The organism is Akkermansia muciniphila ATCC BAA-835, from assembly GCF_000020225.1.
Classification (GTDB): Bacteria; Verrucomicrobiota; Verrucomicrobiia; order Verrucomicrobiales; family Akkermansiaceae; genus Akkermansia; species Akkermansia muciniphila.
In genome coordinates this window covers 482,349-499,639 of record NC_010655.1, presented here as the reverse complement: position 1 = coordinate 499,639, position 17,291 = coordinate 482,349, and the positions used below count along the sequence as shown (strand labels likewise).

At 54.8% G+C, this 17,291-nt stretch carries 19 protein-coding genes; 11 read left to right on the top strand and 8 right to left on the bottom strand.

The annotated features are described in order from the left end of the window. Window positions 1-58 precede the first annotated feature (58 nt). The 3 genes from AMUC_RS02310 to rpsU all read right to left on the bottom strand — a co-directional run bounded on the left by AMUC_RS02310 (window position 59) and on the right by rpsU (window position 2,786). A complete protein-coding gene (locus AMUC_RS02310; protein WP_012419471.1) occupies window positions 59-1,117 on the bottom strand; it encodes an ankyrin repeat domain-containing protein in 1,059 nt (352 codons plus the stop codon). Between the two features lie 52 nt (window positions 1,118-1,169). Beyond that, complete coding sequence (gene hemL / locus AMUC_RS02305; protein WP_012419470.1) at window positions 1,170-2,450, bottom strand: glutamate-1-semialdehyde 2,1-aminomutase; 1,281 nt, start codon at window positions 2,448-2,450, stop codon at window positions 1,170-1,172. An 84-nt stretch (window positions 2,451-2,534) separates the two neighbouring features. Beyond that, window positions 2,535-2,786, bottom strand: coding sequence for a 30S ribosomal protein S21 (gene rpsU, locus AMUC_RS02300; RefSeq protein ID WP_012419469.1), 252 nt, complete (start codon window positions 2,784-2,786; stop codon window positions 2,535-2,537). A 228-nt stretch (window positions 2,787-3,014) separates the two neighbouring features. On the opposite strand from rpsU, the gene AMUC_RS02290 reads away from it, so the two are divergent. The 4 genes from AMUC_RS02290 (at window position 3,015) to AMUC_RS13005 (ending at window position 5,801) form a co-directional block, all read left to right on the top strand. Next, on the top strand, window positions 3,015-4,505 hold the full coding sequence (locus AMUC_RS02290) for a PfkB family carbohydrate kinase (protein ID WP_012419468.1): 1,491 nt from the start codon (window positions 3,015-3,017) through the stop codon (window positions 4,503-4,505). Next, window positions 4,502-5,071 carry a D-sedoheptulose 7-phosphate isomerase gene (gene gmhA / locus AMUC_RS02285; protein WP_012419467.1) on the top strand — a complete coding sequence of 190 codons (570 nt, stop codon included), beginning with the start codon at window positions 4,502-4,504 and terminating at the stop codon, window positions 5,069-5,071. The genes AMUC_RS02290 and gmhA overlap by 4 nt, the downstream gene beginning before the upstream one ends. Further along, a complete protein-coding gene (locus AMUC_RS02280; protein WP_012419466.1) occupies window positions 5,061-5,567 on the top strand; it encodes a D-glycero-alpha-D-manno-heptose-1,7-bisphosphate 7-phosphatase in 507 nt (168 codons plus the stop codon). Before gmhA ends, AMUC_RS02280 begins: the two co-directional genes overlap by 11 nt. Window positions 5,568-5,669: 102 nt before the next feature. Continuing rightward, window positions 5,670-5,801: a hypothetical protein gene (locus tag AMUC_RS13005; protein WP_012419465.1), complete on the top strand. Its 132-nt coding sequence runs from the start codon at window positions 5,670-5,672 to the stop codon at window positions 5,799-5,801. Between the two features lie 283 nt (window positions 5,802-6,084). On the opposite strand, the gene AMUC_RS02270 is transcribed toward AMUC_RS13005, so the two are convergent. Continuing rightward, window positions 6,085-7,527: a hypothetical protein gene (locus tag AMUC_RS02270; protein WP_012419464.1), complete on the bottom strand. Its 1,443-nt coding sequence runs from the start codon at window positions 7,525-7,527 to the stop codon at window positions 6,085-6,087. A 697-nt stretch (window positions 7,528-8,224) separates the two neighbouring features. Further along, window positions 8,225-8,884: a hypothetical protein gene (locus AMUC_RS02265; RefSeq protein ID WP_012419463.1), complete on the bottom strand. Its 660-nt coding sequence runs from the start codon at window positions 8,882-8,884 to the stop codon at window positions 8,225-8,227. 228 nt (window positions 8,885-9,112) lie between these two features. On the opposite strand from AMUC_RS02265, the gene AMUC_RS02260 reads away from it, so the two are divergent. Genes AMUC_RS02260 through AMUC_RS02250 form a run of 3 tightly spaced genes read left to right on the top strand, consistent with a single transcriptional unit; the run spans window position 9,113 to window position 11,732 of the window. Further along, window positions 9,113-10,159, top strand: a complete 1,047-nt coding sequence (locus AMUC_RS02260) for an ABC transporter substrate-binding protein (RefSeq protein ID WP_012419462.1) — start codon at window positions 9,113-9,115, stop codon at window positions 10,157-10,159. Beyond that, complete coding sequence (locus AMUC_RS02255) at window positions 10,156-10,944, top strand: ABC transporter ATP-binding protein (protein ID WP_012419461.1); 789 nt, start codon at window positions 10,156-10,158, stop codon at window positions 10,942-10,944. Before AMUC_RS02260 ends, AMUC_RS02255 begins: the two co-directional genes overlap by 4 nt. Then, window positions 10,941-11,732 carry an ABC transporter permease gene (locus AMUC_RS02250; protein ID WP_012419460.1) on the top strand — a complete coding sequence of 264 codons (792 nt, stop codon included), beginning with the start codon at window positions 10,941-10,943 and terminating at the stop codon, window positions 11,730-11,732. Before AMUC_RS02255 ends, AMUC_RS02250 begins: the two co-directional genes overlap by 4 nt. 60 nt (window positions 11,733-11,792) lie before the next feature. Here AMUC_RS02250 and lpxD read toward each other — a convergent pair whose 3' ends face one another. Beyond that, a complete protein-coding gene (gene lpxD / locus AMUC_RS02245; protein ID WP_012419459.1) occupies window positions 11,793-12,830 on the bottom strand; it encodes a UDP-3-O-(3-hydroxymyristoyl)glucosamine N-acyltransferase in 1,038 nt (345 codons plus the stop codon). A 39-nt stretch (window positions 12,831-12,869) separates the two neighbouring features. Continuing rightward, window positions 12,870-13,466: an OmpH/Skp family outer membrane protein gene (locus AMUC_RS02240; RefSeq protein WP_022198432.1), complete on the bottom strand. Its 597-nt coding sequence runs from the start codon at window positions 13,464-13,466 to the stop codon at window positions 12,870-12,872. 149 nt (window positions 13,467-13,615) lie between these two features. On the opposite strand from AMUC_RS02240, the gene panC reads away from it, so the two are divergent. Next, on the top strand, window positions 13,616-14,461 hold the full coding sequence (gene panC / locus AMUC_RS02235) for a pantoate--beta-alanine ligase (protein WP_012419457.1): 846 nt from the start codon (window positions 13,616-13,618) through the stop codon (window positions 14,459-14,461). Between the two features lie 29 nt (window positions 14,462-14,490). Beyond that, a complete protein-coding gene (locus AMUC_RS02230) occupies window positions 14,491-15,144 on the top strand; it encodes an ABC transporter ATP-binding protein (RefSeq protein WP_012419456.1) in 654 nt (217 codons plus the stop codon). 418 nt (window positions 15,145-15,562) lie between these two features. Here AMUC_RS02230 and AMUC_RS02220 read toward each other — a convergent pair whose 3' ends face one another. Further along, a complete protein-coding gene (locus AMUC_RS02220) occupies window positions 15,563-16,159 on the bottom strand; it encodes a hypothetical protein (RefSeq protein ID WP_012419455.1) in 597 nt (198 codons plus the stop codon). A gap of 206 nt (window positions 16,160-16,365) precedes the next feature. Between AMUC_RS02220 and cdaA the strand changes: the two genes are divergently transcribed. Both cdaA and AMUC_RS12480 read left to right on the top strand, forming a co-directional pair. Further along, window positions 16,366-17,157, top strand: coding sequence for a diadenylate cyclase CdaA (cdaA, locus tag AMUC_RS02215; protein WP_042447583.1), 792 nt, complete (start codon window positions 16,366-16,368; stop codon window positions 17,155-17,157). Further along, on the top strand, window positions 17,135-17,287 hold the full coding sequence (locus AMUC_RS12480) for a hypothetical protein (RefSeq protein ID WP_012419453.1): 153 nt from the start codon (window positions 17,135-17,137) through the stop codon (window positions 17,285-17,287). The genes cdaA and AMUC_RS12480 overlap by 23 nt, the downstream gene beginning before the upstream one ends. The last annotated feature ends 4 nt before the right edge of the window (window positions 17,288-17,291 follow it).

Below are 17,291 nucleotides of genomic sequence, written 5' to 3'. Positions count from 1 at the left end.
TTCTTTCCCGCACCAGTGGGAGAAGGAGGGCTGCAAAGCCTGCGATGGCGTCCGCTATTTAGCGGGTTTCCCCTTTTTTCTGCTTGGACTGCCAGTGCTTGATGGCTTCCGCAATGGGGGGATACCCGTTTTTCATATGGAAGTCATAGGCTGTCTGGCCGTCATCGTTGCGGAGAGAGGGATTGGCGCCGTGATTCATGAGGCAAACGGCTATTTCCGGAGAGTTGCAGGCCATCAGCGGAGTCAGGCCATCCACGTCCGGCTGGTTGGGATCCGCTCCCGCGTTGATGAGAAGTTCAATGAGAGGAATGAGGCGTTCCGCCGGTTTTTCCTTGGTGCAGACCAGGTGGAGGGGTGATTGCTTGCTTTCAAAAAAGCGTTCGTTAACATCGCAGCCGGCTTTGATGAGCCGTTCGTAAATGGCGGGGGACAGACTGAGGAAGCCGACTCCGCGCGCCTGAGCGTTCATTCTGCGCTTGAGATCCGGGGAGCCGGCGTCCAGGAGCGCCAGCGCTATTTTTTCCTGACCCGGATCGGAGTCATTGAGGGCGGCGGAATACATGAACGGGGTGACGCCCCAAGGCCCCGGCTGATCCGGCTCGGCGCCGTGTTTGAGCAGGGCGTGCACCAGCGGCAGCCTTTCTTCCGCGGTGGAATTCATATAAAGGCCTGAGAGGCACGCCCAGGTAAGGGGGGTGTCTCCCGGCTCTTTTGTGCCGTCATGCATGAAAATGGATTGAGCATTGACGGGAGCGCCCGCTTCTACCATCCGGACGGCCAGCCGGTTTAATCCCAGGGCAATGCAGAGGTGCAGAGGCGTGGTACGGTCCGGCGTCTGGAGCAGGAGGTTGCCGGTTTGGCGGAATTGCTCCAGCATCTGATGGCATTGAAGAATGGAGTGGAATTCCTCCTGCACTTCTCCGGGAAACATGATTTCCAGCGGCCATGAGTCATGCAGGAAACGGAGGGTAAGGCCCAGCAGCTTTTCGTTTGCCGTCTTGATTTCCTGTTGTTCCGCTTCCGTGAGCTGGATTGTCTTTTCCTCCGCATGCGCCCAGGGAGCGGCCATAACGACTGCTGAGGACAGAAGCAGCATGGTTCCTGTCATTTGTCTCATGAAGTCCTTATAGGGGAAGGGCCGTGAGCTGTCACTTCAAATCAGGGGCATGTCAACCCAGCCTGGAGAGACTGATGCGGACAGCTTCCACCGTGCGGTCAATGTCTTCTTCCGTATGGGCTGTAGAGATAAAGCCCGTTTCGTACGGGGAAGGCGCGAAGTAGACGCCTTGTTCCAGCATGTTCCAGAAGAAGGATTTGAAGAGTTTTTTGGAAGCTTTTTGCGCGGATTCCAGATTATAGACTTCCTCTTCCGTGAAGAAGAGGCAGAACATGGAGCCCGCACGGTGGAAGGTGTAATTTCTGCCGTGTTTTTTGAGGGCTTCGCGGATGCCTTCTTCCATGCGTGCTCCGAGCTGTTCCAGGCGTTCATAGGCGTTCCCTTTCAGGAGTTCCCGGAGCTGGGCCAATCCCGCCGCCATGGCAACGGGATTGCCGGACAGGGTTCCCGCCTGATACACGGGGCCAAGCGGAGAAAGGCAGTCCATGATTTCCGAACGGCCGCCAAAAGCTCCCACGGGGAGGCCTCCGCCGATGACTTTGCCCATGCAGGTAAGGTCTGGAGTGATGCCGTAAAGCTGCTGCACGCCTCCGGGAGCGACCCGGAAGCCCGTCATGACTTCATCAAAGATGAGAAGGGTGTCGTGGCGGAGCGTTATTTCCCGCAGGAAGTGAAGGAAGTCGTTTTGCGGAAAGTAGAGCCCGGCATTGGCAGGAAAGGGTTCCAGGATGACGGCGGCAATGTCGCTTCCATGGAGTTCAAAGGCTTTTTTTACTGCTTCCCGGTCATTGTAGGGCACGGTGAGGGTGAGCTGCGTCATTTCCCTGGGCACGCCCGCGCTGTCCGGTTCTCCGAAGGTGAGCGCTCCGGAACCCGCCGCCACCAGAAGGGAGTCTACATGGCCGTGGTAGCAGCCGATGAATTTAATGATTTTACGGCGTCCGGTATAGCCTCGAGCCAGCCTGATGGCGGACATGGTTGCTTCCGTTCCGGAGTTGACCATGCGCACTTTTTCCACGGAGGGAACCATGTCCGTGATCATTTCCGCCATATCCACTTCCGCCGGCGCAGGAATTCCATAGCCCAGCCCCCTGTCCACGGCGGCATGTACTGCGTCCAGAACGGGTTGCGGAGCGTGGCCCAGAATGGCCGGGCCCCATGTGCCTATGTAGTCAATAAGCTGGCGCCCGTCCGCATCCGTGATGTAGGCTCCTTTGGCGGATTGAACAAAGAAGGGGTCCCCGTCCACATTGCGGAAGGCCCTGACGGGGGAGTTGACTCCGCCGGGGATAACGGAGCGCGCGCGGGAGAAGAGCTGGGCTGACTGATTCATGTGCAGAGGGAAGCAAAAAGGGCAATCCTTGAGAAAGGGTTGCCCTCATGGAAATTGGGTTCTTATTCCCGAACCAATACTGTTTTAAGCTTCAGGAGCGGAAGCGGGTGTTTCAGCAGTTTCGGAAGCGGTTTCTTCGCTCTTGTTGCTGTAACGCCATTTTACCTTGTTGCGCTTGCTGGCGGAACGGGCCTTGCGGCGGCGTTCGTCCATCGGGGTTTCAAAGGCGCGGCGGCGGCGCATTTCATCCAGAATGCCTTCAACATCCAGTTTTGTTTTGAGGCGCTTGAGAGCGCGGTCGATAGGTTCACCTTTTCTTACGGTAACTTCACGCATGATTTGTTTTCCTTTTTCTATTCGTCCGGGAACGGGAGACAATAGGTAGTGCTTTCCTGCTTACAGGTCAAGATTTTTATCATGACTGACCTATTTTTTGCCGCTGAATGAGTGTTCTGCCGTCCGGAACGGCGGGAAGCGGCCGCGTTGCCCCGTTTTCCGGTTCCGGAGCGCGGTTCAACTGTCCTTGCCTTATAACAGGGGGCGTGGTAGAAAGAGACGTCTCCCATGAACCGGCTGCATACATTGATTGACGGATTTTCCCGGGTGCGGATTCTCTGCATCGGGGACGTGATGCTGGATAAGTTCCTGTATGGGAGCGTCAGCCGTATTTCGCCGGAGGCTCCGGTTCCCATCATGAAGATGGACCGGGAGACGCGCATGCTGGGAGGCGCGGGCAATGTCGTGTCCAATCTGTGCGCGCTGGGATGCCGCACCACTTTTATCAGCGTGGTCGGGGATGATGGCCATGGGCGGCAGGTAAGGCGTTTTCTGGAAGAGACGCACTGCGTTCCGGAGCTGGTGGAGTGCGAGGGGTATGAGACGACCGTGAAGATCCGTTTTGTGGCGGGCAAGCACCATTTGCTGAGAGCGGATCAGGAACAGCCGCTGAGGATGGAGCCGGAGCTGGCTTCCCGTTTTTTGGAACGAGTGGATGCCTGTTTGCCGGAGGCGGATCTTGTCCTTTTGTCCGATTACGGGAAAGGCCTGTTTGAGGGACGAACCGCCCCGGATGTGATTGCCCGGTGCCGTGCGGCGCGCAAGCCCGTTATTGTGGACCCGAAGGGAGCGGATTATTCCCGCTATAGGGGGGCCACGCTGGTGAAACCCAATATGAAGGAGTTCCAGGAGGCTACCGGCGTGGCGCTCAATCCTGCCATGGACGGGTGGGAACAGGATGCCGTGGCGGGGGCGCAGAGGCTGTTTTCCGAATTCGGCATTGAGAATCTGATTGTCACTTTGAGCGAACACGGCATGATTTTCATTCCTTCCTCCAGCCCTTCCGATTTTGTCTGCATTCCTACGGAGGCCCGGGATGTTTTTGACGTGTCCGGTGCGGGTGATACCTCCCTCGCCAGTCTGGGCGCGGCGCTGGCCGCCGGAGCCGCAGTGCCGGATGCTCTGGTCGTGTCCAATGTGGCCGCCGGCATCGTAGTGGGCAAGTTCGGAACGGCCAGCGTGACCGGAACGGAATTGAAGGAGGCGTTGAAGGAGAAGGATATCCAGACGCCCTCCTGGCGTCACCGCGACAATATCCTGACGCCGGAGGCCGCGGCGGAGCTGGCGGAACGTTTCCGCCGTGAGAAGAAGGTGGTTGGATTTACAAACGGTTGTTTTGATTTGCTCCACCTGGGGCATCTGCATTCCTTTATGAAGGCGCGTGAAGCGTGTGACGTGCTTTTCGTAGGGTTGAATACGGACGCCTCCATCAAGCGGCTGAAGGGCGAGGACAGGCCGATTAATAATGAGGAGATGCGTTCCCTGCTGCTGGCATCCCTGGATTTTGTCGATTATGTAGTGCCGTTTGATGAAGATACGGCTCTGCCGCTGATTGAGAAGCTGCGTCCGGACGTGATTGCCAAAGAAGGGTATCCCCTGGAATTCTGGCCGGAAGGACAGTTCGTGAAATCTTATGGAGGGCAGGCTCTTGAACTGCCCCGCCTGGAGGGCTTTTCCTCCACCAATATCATCAACCGCATGAAAAGCAGCCCGGAATGAGCGAATACATCAGGAACCAGATTTTAGGGATAGCGGACAATTTCAAAGCCCTGGCTTCCATGGCCGGGGATATTGAGCAGGTTGCCCGCATTTGTACGGATACCCTTAAGGCCGGGAATAAGATCATGTTCTGCGGCAACGGAGGCTCCGCTGCGGATTCCCAGCACCTGGCCGCCGAATTGGTGGGGCGTTACAAGCTGAACCGCCCCGCCATGAATGCGCTGGCCCTGACGGTGGATACTTCCATCCTGACCGCCGTGGGCAATGATTACGGTTATGAGACGGTGTTTTCCAGGCAGCTGGAGGGAGTGGGCCGTCCCGGAGATCTGCTGGTGGGGCTTTCCACGAGTGGCAACAGCCGGAACATCGTTTTGGCGATGGAGCTGGCGCGCCGGATGGGCGTCCGGACGGTGGCCTTGACAGGCCGCGGAGGCGGAGAGATGAAAGAAGTTGCGGAGTTTTGCATTGCCGTTCCTTCCGATGCCACGAACAACATTCAGGAGATGCACATTGCAGTGGGGCATCTGGTTTGCGAACTGGTTGAACGGGAGATATATGGCGGGTAAGGCTTTGTTTCTGGACAGGGACGGCGTGGTTAATGTGGATGGCGGGTATGTGCACCGCATAGAGGACTTCCGGCTGGTTCCCGGAATTCTGAATCTTTGCCGCCAGGCTAAAGAGAAGGGGTATCTGGTGCTGGTGGCGACCAACCAGTCCGGCATAGGACGCGGCATGTTTTCTGAAGATGACTTTGAGCGGTTGACGGAATATATGAGAGGGGTGTTCCGTTCGTCCGGTGCGGAGATTGCAGGTGTGTTTCACTGTCCCAGCGCGGATGACGGACATCCCGACCGGAAACCGAATCCCGGCCTGTTTTTGAAGGCTGCCGCCGCGCATGGGCTGGATATGAAAGCCTGCGTGTCCGTAGGTGACCGGGAGCGGGACATCCGGGCGGCTCTTGCCGCCGGAGTAGGCCGCAATTTCCTGTTTTCTGCGGAAGATGTCCCCACCCTCGCCACGGCCCGTGTGGAGACGTTGGAGGAAGTGGCGGCAAGGCTGTGAGTTTGGGAATGGCTGTTCAGGATTGGCCTGGCAGCCCTCCCCTTGTTCCGACTGCCGGGTTGGGATGATGAGTGTTCCTGTGCCAAAACTTTAGAGACAGCCATGCCCGAGCGGCTGGAAAAAGGAGAGAGGGCTGTCCGCATTACCTATCAGGGTGGAGACGGCTCCAGCTTTGAGAAGGCCGTCGTGATTGTCGGGGCGAAAAGTTCGATGGACGGCGTCCCTGCCGAATAGAAATGGTTCAAAAAGAAGTACGGAGATTACGAAGTACTCATACAGGGACTCGTCAAGAAAGGAGGCAAATATTATGACCTGGTTACGGTCAGGACGCAAGAAGCTGTCCGTCTATTTCGATATTTCCGGATTTTTCAATCGTGGGAAATAGGGGAGGTCGTTCTTTTGCTGCCCTTGATGACATGCCTTCCCTTGGCTGTCCTCCTGTGGGCAAACAGATCTGCTTTCATTCAATGGCTCTCCCTGATTGTAAATTTTTTCCCGTACATCGCACCCCTACAGTTTATTTGCCGGGATTTTGAGCTTGGGCCGCATTTTGATCCGACACTTTCAGGGCATAATTTTTTTTGATATACGAATCCAATGCCCTGGTATCGGCTATACATTTAGGCATTTCTTTAGTCATTCTATCTGCATTTAAACACAGTCTCTTATTGTATAGGAGGACGGTATTTACTTTGTCTTCTAAAATTTGTCTGAATTCTGGGGAGCCGTTCAGATAAGCTTCATGTCTGGTCCCTCCGTGCGGCAAATTTTCATTCAGCAAATATTTTATTCTTTTAGAAAGCGACCAACATCTGATGTGAAGATTCATCGCTTGTCGTTCTCTAATATGGTCAAGTATCGCATTAAGCGCTTTAAAGTCCTTTGAAAGGTCTTCAGGGAAAGGTATCCCAGTGAATCCAGGTAAGCAACTTGATCCCGAAGAATAGTAAATTTCCCCGAAGCAACCGCCGCAGATATGATAGTGGGAAGAAGAGAAATTTCCAGCAAAAGATTTTATAAGGTCATATACTGAAATCGGATACCCCAAAATATCATAGAAAGAGGTTTCTAATTCAGAACGCTCTTTTATCCAATGAGAAAACTTGCGCCTTACTCCTTTATTTCTTTCTCGAGGAGTTGTTGTCTCCAACTTCTTCACATGTCGCTTCCACGAGGCCATTATTTCCTTGTTTTTTTTCCTCTGTTGTCGAGCATTGGCGCATAGGACTTTTGGGAGTGAGCTTTTATCTATATACTCCGTTCCACCAATAAGTCTGTAATGATTATAAAGATAAGCAGCCAGGTGGCCTTTTTTTAATTTATCAGTATCAATTTTTGCGTATCCAATCCCATAAATGCTATGGTAAATAGTATTTAATGCCTTGTCCAGCGTTTGAATATATTTCTTTTCTTGTTCCGATAATTTATCTAGTTCAGACTTTGAGGTGTAAAAATAGCAGTCATGATGGTATTTGATAAAATCAGGGACATCATAGGTTGGTAAAATGTAATCATTATTTATAAAATAGTGGACACAAACGGAATAATACCCACGGTTCGCAGGATCAAAGACAATCGATTTATAAGGAAATTTTCTGTAACGATCTTTGATGGTAATGTCGGTTTCCGCGATATCCTCACAACGGGCAAATGGAATGTAAATCCCACCCGTGGACTCATAAATTCCAGAAATATCCATGTTTAATTTAATTTCAGGTAAGATAGAAGTAAAATGAGGACTGGATTTAAATATTTTCCACAATTTTTTTTGTTCGGCGGTCAATAGCTTTTCCTGTTCCGCGAAAGTTCTTTTCATCTGGAGGTTCGCCCGACTGGCCGTCAAAGTTGCAATCGTCGCTTCTTTATAAGTGGGAGCACCCGATGAATCTTCTGCCGACAATACAAAAGTGCCGGTCAGCAACGCAGGAATCCCTACTTTTCTGATAGTTTTAAAATTCATCAAGTCCAACCTCCTGTCTAAGGTGTTCTGATTCTGGCGGATTCCCTATCCGCTATAGCGCTGAAACCGAAGAAAATTCTGTTTGACTCAGGAAAGTTACACATCTTTACGGTCATGTAATGATAAACTTTTGCCGCATGTAACTGTTTCATGGGAATAGAGTTAGTAAAATTTGACCGCAGGTTGCAATACCATAAAAATTTCAAAATTTTCATTAAAATCAGAAAGCGCCTGCAGATTTTAATTCCATGAAAATCCTCTTTGATATTCAAGGGAATGCCAACGCAAGTTATTAGCCCTTAAAATCAAAACTTGACTTCGGATAGGGAATCCGTCAGGAAAATGAAAAATGGTTGTAAGATTTTGAGTACCATTGTTTTTTAAGATTGTAAAACGGAGGTTCAGACACGTTTTTTGCCGGTCGGCGCGGTGGATTGTTTCCGCGGTGAGGTTCGGCCGCCTGTAGAGTTTGTCTACCAGTTCAGACGGATTTTTTCCGGAACCGGGTCAAAGGCCAGGGGAGGGATGATGAATGAACTGACTCAGGAGCGTGTTCCCGGAAAAACGAATCCGAGGAATCGGCGCGGCGCCTTCCCGGATGTTCCACCGGCTGGATCCGTAGCGGCGGAGTGATGGAGGAAAGGCTGACAGAGGCGGGAATGGCCGCTCCCCGGGGAGAACGGCCGATTTTGTCCCGTTAGCGGTCATTTTGCCGGGAGGCTCTTTTTTCCGCCAGGTGCATGCAGCCGAGGACGAGGGCGATGATGACCAGAGGCCCTAGGATGTCCGCATACCCCACCATGCCCGTGTTCACGGGGGCCACGCAAAGCAGGAACCACCAGGCCAGGGCCAGCAGGCGAAGCAGGGGCGGGGTTCCGCTGCCGGAGAGGAAGACATAGATGACGAGAGCCCAGAATTGGGGAAAACGGGGCAGCGTGACCAGCCATTCCCGGTGGTCCCCTCCGGGCCAGACAAGCGTACCGTAGGGGCCGGCTGCGGGAAGGTCTCCCCACATGGCGCCTGAGGGAAGCGCCATGTTCATCAGCAGGTTCAGGAACAGGCCCGCATATACGGTTATCATCAAGGCCCTCCATTGGGCGCCTGTTCGCACCGCCAGGAACAGGAAGGCCGGCACCAGCAGGAAGGGAGTCAGTTCCAGGGCTCCCATCCAGAGAGGGAGATTTGTTCCTATTTCTGCAAGGCGGTCCGCGCCTTGTGGAATGGCGGAAAGAACGGCCCAGTACAGGAGCATCAGAAAGATGCAACGGTACCTGGCGCCCCGGCTTACCGGGCGTTCTTCATCCGGAGGAAGGCCCAGCCATGCTCCGGATGAGGGCTGGTCGGGGGAGGATTGCATGGCGGGTTGGGAATGGTGCTTTTGTAACGGGAACGTGCAGGTTTGTCAATAAAGCCCGGTTCAGATCCGGAACCGGGATTGTTTTTCAACAAAACGGGCATTTTTGCTGTCCACATTGTGACAAAGTTGTTGCCTTTGGCTTCTTGCCTCCGGCGGCTTCTTCTGCTAGTCGGTGCCTGAAAGGCCGCGGAAAAACGGCTGTGCCTCAGTATCCCATTCTTTTTGCTTATGACCCGTTCCAGATTCCTGATGATTTTACCGGCCCTGTTTTTATGCCTGCTGGCTGTTTCCTGCGGAAAGAAGGAGAAGGAAGATCCCAATGTCGTGGAGTTGAACTTCGGTCATTTTCCCAACGTGACACATGTGCAGGGCCTGGTGGCGCATCATTTTTCCCGGCAGGGGAAGGGGTGGTTTGAAGAACGGCTGAAGGAGGCTACCGGAAAGGATGTCAGGATCAACTGGTACGTGTACAATGCGGGCCCCAGCGCCATGGAAGCCGTGTTCGCCCGGTCCATTGAACTGGCTTATGTGGGGCCCAGCCCGGCCATCAATGCGTTTGTGCGTTCCCGCGGGGAGGATATCAGGATGATTGCCGGAGCTGTGGAAGGAGGCGCCGCCCTGGTGGTTCCGAAGGATTCCTTGCTGAAGGAGCCTGCGGATTTCCGCGGCAAGGTGATTGCTACTCCCCAACTGGGGAATACGCAGGATGTTTCCGCCCGCGCCTGGTTTTCCCGCGGCGGCCTGCATGTGACGCAGCGCGGCGGGGACGTGACGATTCTGCCGACTCCCAACCCCGAACAGCTCAGCCTGTTCCGGCAGGGCAAGCTGGACGGCGTGTGGACGGTGGAACCCTGGGTGAGCCGCCTGGTGCTGACGGCGGGAGGCAGGGTGCTGGTGGACGAGAAGGAGTCCATCGCGACCGTACTGGTATGCGGAGCGGAGTTTCTCAGGGAAAAGCCGGAGGTGGCGAAAGCCCTGGTGCAGGCGCATGAGGAACTGAACGAATGGATAAGGCTGCATCCGGATGAGGCCCAGTTAATCGTGGTCAGGGAGCTGGAGGAGCTGACGCATTCCAGAATAGACCCGGCATTGATTGCGGAGGCCTGGAAAAGCATTGTCATCAAGGACAGGATTTCCATTCCCAAGCTCCGGCAGTTTGTGCAGGACGCCCATCAGGCCGGATTTATGAAAGAGGTTCCGGATATAGGCGGCCTGGTGGTGCCGGAGGCGGCGGAGGAACAGTTGACCATGGCGAAGGAGGCGGGCGGAAGATGATTGCGGGTGCAGAACATTGCGGCCCCGGAGGCTGCAAGCTCCGTATTGCCGGCGTGAGCAAGGTGTTTGACGGGAGGCGCGGAAAGGTGGTGGCTCTGGAGGGCATTAATTTGAATATCAGAGGAGGCGAGTTCGTGTGCCTGGTGGGGGCCAGCGGCTGCGGGAAGACTTCCCTGCTGAATATCATTGCAGGGCTGGAGTTTCCTTCTTCCGGGGTGGTGGAGCTGGACGGGGAGCCTGTGACGGGACCCGGACGGGACCGCACTGTGATGTTCCAGGAGTCCGCCCTGTTTCCGTGGCTGGATGTGATGGGGAACGTGATGTTCGGCTTGAATCTGGTGCCCGGACTGACTCGGGGAGACCGGCTTGCCATGGCGGAGAAGAATCTGGAACTGGTGGGGCTGAAAGAGTGTGCCCATGCTCATATTCATGAACTTTCCGGCGGAATGAAGCAGCGCGTGGCGCTTGCCCGCGCCCTGGCTACCAGCCCCCGCATTTTGCTGATGGACGAGCCTTTTGCCGCCCTGGACGCCATGACCCGCGAACAGCTTTATCAGGATATTCAGGAGATTCATTTACGCTGCGGCATGACGATTGTTTTCGTTACGCATAATATGCGCGAGGCCGTGTGCCTGGGGGATCGCGTGGTGTTGCTCACTCCGCATCCGGGGCGCGTCTGTGAGGAATATTTCGTGGATTTCCCTCATCCCAGGGATATCAACAGCAGTGATTTGGCGGCATTGTCCTCCCGCATTACCCGTGATTTGAAAGGAGCCACAGCATGAACAGGAACAAATGGTCCAAGTGGGGGGCGCACGCCTGTTCGCTCGTGTTTTTCATTTTCGTGGTCTGGGCATGGCAGTATTTGAGCGACCTGAGGGTCTGGAAGCCTTATTTGTTTCCCTCTCCGCTGGAAGTATGGGAGTATCTGCGCTCTTCATTTCAGGACGGGTCTCTGGAGGAGGCTTCATGGATTACCATGAAAAGGCTGGTGCTGGGGTATGGAATCGGCCTGGTGACGGGGATTCCCTTGGGCATGCTGTGCTCCCGTTTCCAGCTTATACAGAATACTCTGGGGCTGGTTTCCCTGGGGTTCCAGGCTCTGCCCAGCGTGTGCTGGGTTCCGTTGGCAACCCTGTGGTTCGGCCAGACGGAAGGGGCTATGCTGTTCGTGGTGATTATGGGGACGCTGTGGTCCGTAATCCTGGCTACGGCCAACGGCATGCGGAACGTGCCGCCCATTTATGCCCGTGCGGCGCGCACCATGGGAGCAGGACCCATTTATTGCCTGATTCATGTGACGCTTCCCGCTTCCGCCCCGTTTGTGGTGAGCGGAATGAAGCAGGGATGGGCTTTTGCCTGGCGCTCCCTGATGGCTGCGGAAATTTTTGTTCCCATCCTGACCGGGTTCGGATTGGGCCAGCTGCTGCATTTCGGCCGCGAACTGAACGCGATGAACCAGGTCGTAGGCATCATGTTCGTGATTGTGGTGATTGGGCTACTGTCCGACAAGATTCTGTTTTCTCCTCTGGAACGGTTTCTGCACCGCCGCTGGGGGACAGGACAGGCCTGAAGCGGCGGGAAACAGAAACACGGAGAGGGGCTGCAGAGCGTTCCGGCGATATGGTGCCCGTTATTTGCCGGAAGAATCCAGCTCCTTTTTGAGCGCGCGGACTTCCTTAATCAGTGCTGGAAGTTTTTTGAGGGCGGCGTATTGGCGGGTAGCGTCCTTGTAGGGGAAAGCCGGCATGCCCCAGTAAGTAGAGTTTTCCGGAATGTCCGAGAGGACTCCCGTTTTAGCGCCCAGCGTGGATTTGGAACCGATGTTGAGGTGTCCTGAGATGCCGACCTGGGCGGCGATGGTGGCATAATCCCCCACTTTGGTGCTGCCGGCTATGCCGGATTGGGCGACGATGATGCAATGCCTGCCGACAACGACGTTATGGCCGAGCTGGATCAGGTTGTCTATTTTGGTGCCTTCCCCCACAATGGTGCGCCCGAATCTGGCGCGGTCAATAGTGGTGTTGGCCCCTACGTCCACGTCATCCCCCAGTTCCACAATGCCTACCTGGTCAATGCCCACGTAGCGTCCATTGTCTCCCATCAGGAAGCCGAATCCGTCGGAACCGATGACGGCTCCGGGCTGGATGGTCACCCTGTTGCCGAGTTTGCAGCGTTCCCTGATGGTAACATGGGCATGCAGGCGGCAGTTTTCCCCCATGGTGACGCCGTCTCCGATATCGCAGCCGTTGCCAATGTCCGTCCCGTCTCCGATTATGCAGTGGGCCCCGATGCAGGTATAGGCTCCTACATGGATTTTGTCCGGGTTGAAGCTGGCCGTGGGGTCGATGATGGCTGTGGGATGAATGCCGGGGGTGAACCGGTAGGCGGAAGCCATGAAATATTTCACCAGGGCGTTGAATGCCATGGAGGGGTTGTCCACTTCCACGAAGGCTGCGTGTTCTGGATACGCAGGCAGGCCCGGCGGCACCAGCACGATTCCGGCAGAGGTGTGCAGGAAGTCCTGGAAGTATTTTTCATTGCCAAGGAAGGAGGCTTCTTCACGGGATGCGTCAAGAAGGGAAGCGACCCCGAATACGGTCAGTTCGGGGTCGCCGGAAAGGATTTTTCCCCCGGTGAGGGCGGCCACGGCTTCAAGTGTAAGCTTCATGGGTATATGATTCCGCCTTCCCGGGGGTAATGTCAAGGGTTAGTTGGCCGGGGCCGCGGGAGCGGCGGGGACGGCCGGAGCCTTTTTCTTGGAGGGGTCAAACCCTTCAGGGGCGTCCTTGTTGAGTTCTTTCATCACTGTGGGAGTAATGTCCATGCCGGGCTTCGTGTAGACGAATACCTGGTTGGACCGAAGGGCCTGGGCGCTTTTGTCCAGAACGAGGTCATAGTTGCCCTTGGTGGCGATGCCTTCCGTGATTTTTGTGATTTCTCCCATGATTTTGGCGGAACGCACTTTCATTTGTTCCTGAAGGGATTTAAGCTGGCGTTCCACAAATCCGCGGCGTTCCTGTTCCAGCGCAATGACTTCCTGACGCTTGATCTGGGCCTTTTGCTCCAGTTCCTTTTTGTCCTTTTCATTCAGCATGGGATCCTGAAGCCTTTTGACCATGTCATTGAAGTCCGCTTCCATCTTTTTGATGGTTTCCGCGCGGGTGTTGTTGGTTTCCTGCACCGTCTGGGCAGCCTTGTCTACTTCCGCCTGGGCTTCATGGGTCTTGTAGTAGTCGGCGAAGAGTTTCTGCACATCCACCGTCGCTACCTTAAGTTCAGCGTTGGCCGTGGCGCTTAATGCCATTGCTGCTGATACACCTAATGCTGTTTTGAAGAATCTCATAATTTTTAGCGTCTTCTGACTTTACCAGTTTACATGTGGAATGGCATGCGTCAACCTTCTAGCAATATTTCAGGATTGAACTTTTGTCATCAAGGGGCCACTTTAGGCGCATGCAAACATTTTCCACCAAGGCCCAGTTGAGGGCTGCCCTCCTCAAGCACCACCGCAAACATGACCATGTGGTTCTCGTCCCCACAATGGGGGCCCTTCACGCCGGACACCGCGCTTTGCTGGAACAGGCGCGCAAGTTGGCCGGGGAGGATGGCGTGGTGGTTGCCAGTATTTTCGTCAATCCTATCCAGTTTAACAATTCCTCCGACCTTCAGACTTATCCCCGGACTCCTGAAAAGGATTTGGAGGTGTGCGAAGGTGCAGGCGTGGATTATGTGTTTTCCCCTGCTCCTGAAGAAATGTATTCCGGAGAACGCAGCATTGCCGTGGAAGAAAGCTTTTTGTCCGCAACATTGTGCGGTGCGTCCCGCCCGGGGCATTTTTCCGGTGTCTGCACGGTGCTTGCTAAACTGTTCAACCTGGTACAGCCCACGGACGCCATTTTCGGAAAGAAGGATTACCAGCAGCTTGCCATTATCCGCCGCATGGTGCGCGACCTGGATTTTCCGGTGCGCATTCACGGGGCGGAGATTGTAAGGCATGGCAACGGTCTGGCCTATTCCTCCCGGAACGCCCGCCTGACGCCGGAGCAGAAGGAGCAGGCCGTGGTAATACGGCAGGCTATGCTTCAGGCCCGGGACGAGTTCCAGGCCGGGGCGGACGCCTCCAAGGTGAAGGAGCATGCCGCCGCCATGATTGAGGGTGTGCCCGGCACGCGCATCGATTATCTGGAGATTGTGGATGCGGAGACCATGCAGCCGGTGGCGGAGAACCGGAAGCCGGCCCTGATGGCCGCCGCCGTCTATTTCGGCGACGTGCGTCTTATAGACAACATAGAACTTTAATACGGCAAGGATTTTCTTATACTGCGCCCGTGATTACCGCCTCCAACCTCCACCGCAGCTATTCCATCGGCAAGAAGTCCATTGAGATCCTGCATGGGGTGGATTTGCACATTGCCGCCGGAGAGAAGGTGTTCCTGTGCGGGCCCAGCGGGGCCGGAAAGACCACGCTGATGTACACGCTGGCCGGATTGGAAACGCCGCAAGAGGGAAAGGTCACGATTGACGGCACGGATATTTACGCCTTGTCCGCCACGGCCCGGTCCGTGTTCCGGAACCGGAGCATGGGGTTTATTTTCCAGAATTATCTGTTGATGCCGGAATTGACGGCGCTGGAAAACGCCTGTCTGGCTTCCTCCATCGGCAGGAGGCCGCGCGTGGAATATGTGAGGGAACTGATGGAGCGCGTGGGTTTGTCCCACCGCCTGAACCACCTGCCCAGCGAACTGAGCGGCGGGGAACAGCAGCGCGTGGCAATCGCCCGTGCCCTGGCGAACGACGCCCCCATTATTTTTGCGGATGAACCTACCGGGAACCTGGACCGGAAGAACGGCGCGGAGGTGCTGGACCTTTTGTTCGGCCTGGCGGACGAGTCCCGCAAAACGCTGGTGATTGTGACGCATGACGAACATCTGGCACGGAGAGGGGACCGCATTATTACGATTATGGACGGGCAGGCCGTCTGAGGCTGCCGGGCGTAGGGGCCGCCTGCGTTTTATTTGATGCCCGCCGTCAGATGCAGGACGGCCTGGTGCCGCTCTGGGGCATCTGCCCCATGCGGCGGTAATCCAGCGTTTCCGGAAGGTTTCCTGTTGATGGCAGTTCGGTTTCCGGAAAAGGAAGGTGTCCGTTATCATGACGGCGGCCAGGTTTTTGGCCCGGAAATTGAGGTGATGAGAAAAGTTGATGCACCAACTTTTGATGTCCGCAGGATTGAGACAGATGGAAGGCAGGAAGGGCCGCCTATGTTTCTGAATTGCCCGAGCCCGCCTGCGGCTGTCCCTTTTGCCGACGATGGGGGTGAAGTTCCCTGTGCCCGGATACAGGGAACCCATGCCGTGCGGGAGGCTCACCGGTGAGTCGGTTGCGGACGGTGCTCATGCATTATTCCTTATAGTCTTCATCGGAATCACCCTTGCATAGAAATGCGAATTCCGGGGAACTTCCCGCTGTGTCCAGCAGTGAGCTCCATGTGAGATTGGGATAATCAATGAGATCATGTGCATAAGCCAGCATATTGTCCGGCGCCTGGCCATATCCACGTCCTACTTCACAGACGCATAAGATGAGAATGAGGTGTATGACTGGCGAGACAGGAGCGTCTTCCGGTATTCCCTCATTGAAATATTTGATCAATGCATTTGCGGATTCCTGACTGTCACTATCCAATTCTTGAAAGAGTTTTTTATAGGATTGGGGCCTTCCTTTTTTTATTACCGGGTCATATTTTTGCCAGCCTCTTCCTAATTTTACATCCAGTTCTCCTTTAAGTTTTTCAAATATTTGCGTGACTTCGGCAGGATCATGATCCTGAAGCCTTACCCAGGCGAGCCAGATTTTCCCTACTTCTTTTAATTGTTCGATTGCTATCATCTGGTGATTATTTTTTGTTTGGTTTTTCAGTGTATCCGCCGCAAGTTCATGCCGTAAATCCAGAGAGAATTTCAGTTTTCTGAAGCCTTGCTTTATGCGGATTAACATTGTTTATTTAATCCAATTTTTATTTATTGTTATTATTTATTTTCCAAAGAACTGCTCTTCTTTTTAAGAACTTCTATCTGTCTCCGGAACGTACAGAGATGTCTTCAAATTCGGGAACTGAGATGAACGGTAAATTCCCGGAGCCTGCCGGCAACGCGAGAGGATCGGTATTGCATTCGGCCGGGTTGTTGTGTAGCCTGTTGGGCATGTGGGACTGGATTGTGATCAAGGATGCGCTCCGGGCGGTTGTTGAAATTTTCATCCTGTGGGTGTTCCTGTACCAGATTTACCGTGCTTTCCACGCAACGCGCGGCGCGCGCATCATGGTGGGGCTGTTCGCCTGCTTTCTGGCCCTGGTGGTGCTGGCCTTTTTCTTTCAGCTGAATGTTATTTCGTGGATACTGACGCGCATTTTCGCCCCCGGCCTGGCGCTGGCTCTGGTGGTGATTTTCCAGCCGGAGCTGCGCGTGGGGCTGGCAAAGCTGGGAAGCCACCCGTTTTTTTCTTCCTTCGCCAAGCTTCAGCGGGTGGATTTCCTGGATAATTTCTGCAAGGCGGTAAGCAAGCTTTCCAACCAGCGGTTCGGCGCCCTGTTCGCTTTTGAGAGGAGCATCAGCATGAAGCCTATTGAGGATTCCGGCGTGAAGCTGGACGCCATTTTTTCTCCGGAACTGGCCCTGACGATTTTCCATACCAAGACGGCTCTCCACGATGGGGGCGTGGTGATTTCCGGCGACCGCATTTCTGCGGCTGCCTGCGTGTTCCCTGTTTCCCAGAAGGAAATGAGCGACCGTACCTTGGGGCTGCGCCACCGCGCGGGCGTGGGCATGTCCGAGGAGAGCGACTGCGTGGTGGTGGTGGTGTCCGAGGAGACGGGGGCTATCGCGTTGGCCGTAGGCGGGAAGCTGGAACGCAACCTGACTCCGGAACAGTTGAAGGGACGCCTTGAAGAGCTGCTGAATATTTCTTCTTCCAATGAAAAAACTGCTATTGCTTAATTGGCCTGCCAAGTTGTTCTGTCTGGTGTTGGCCGTGATTATCTGGTCTTTCATCAATCACTGGGTGACCACGAATGACGGCGTGCCTTCCCGCGGGCAGCTTGAGGAGATTAGAAGATCCCATCCCTGAATAT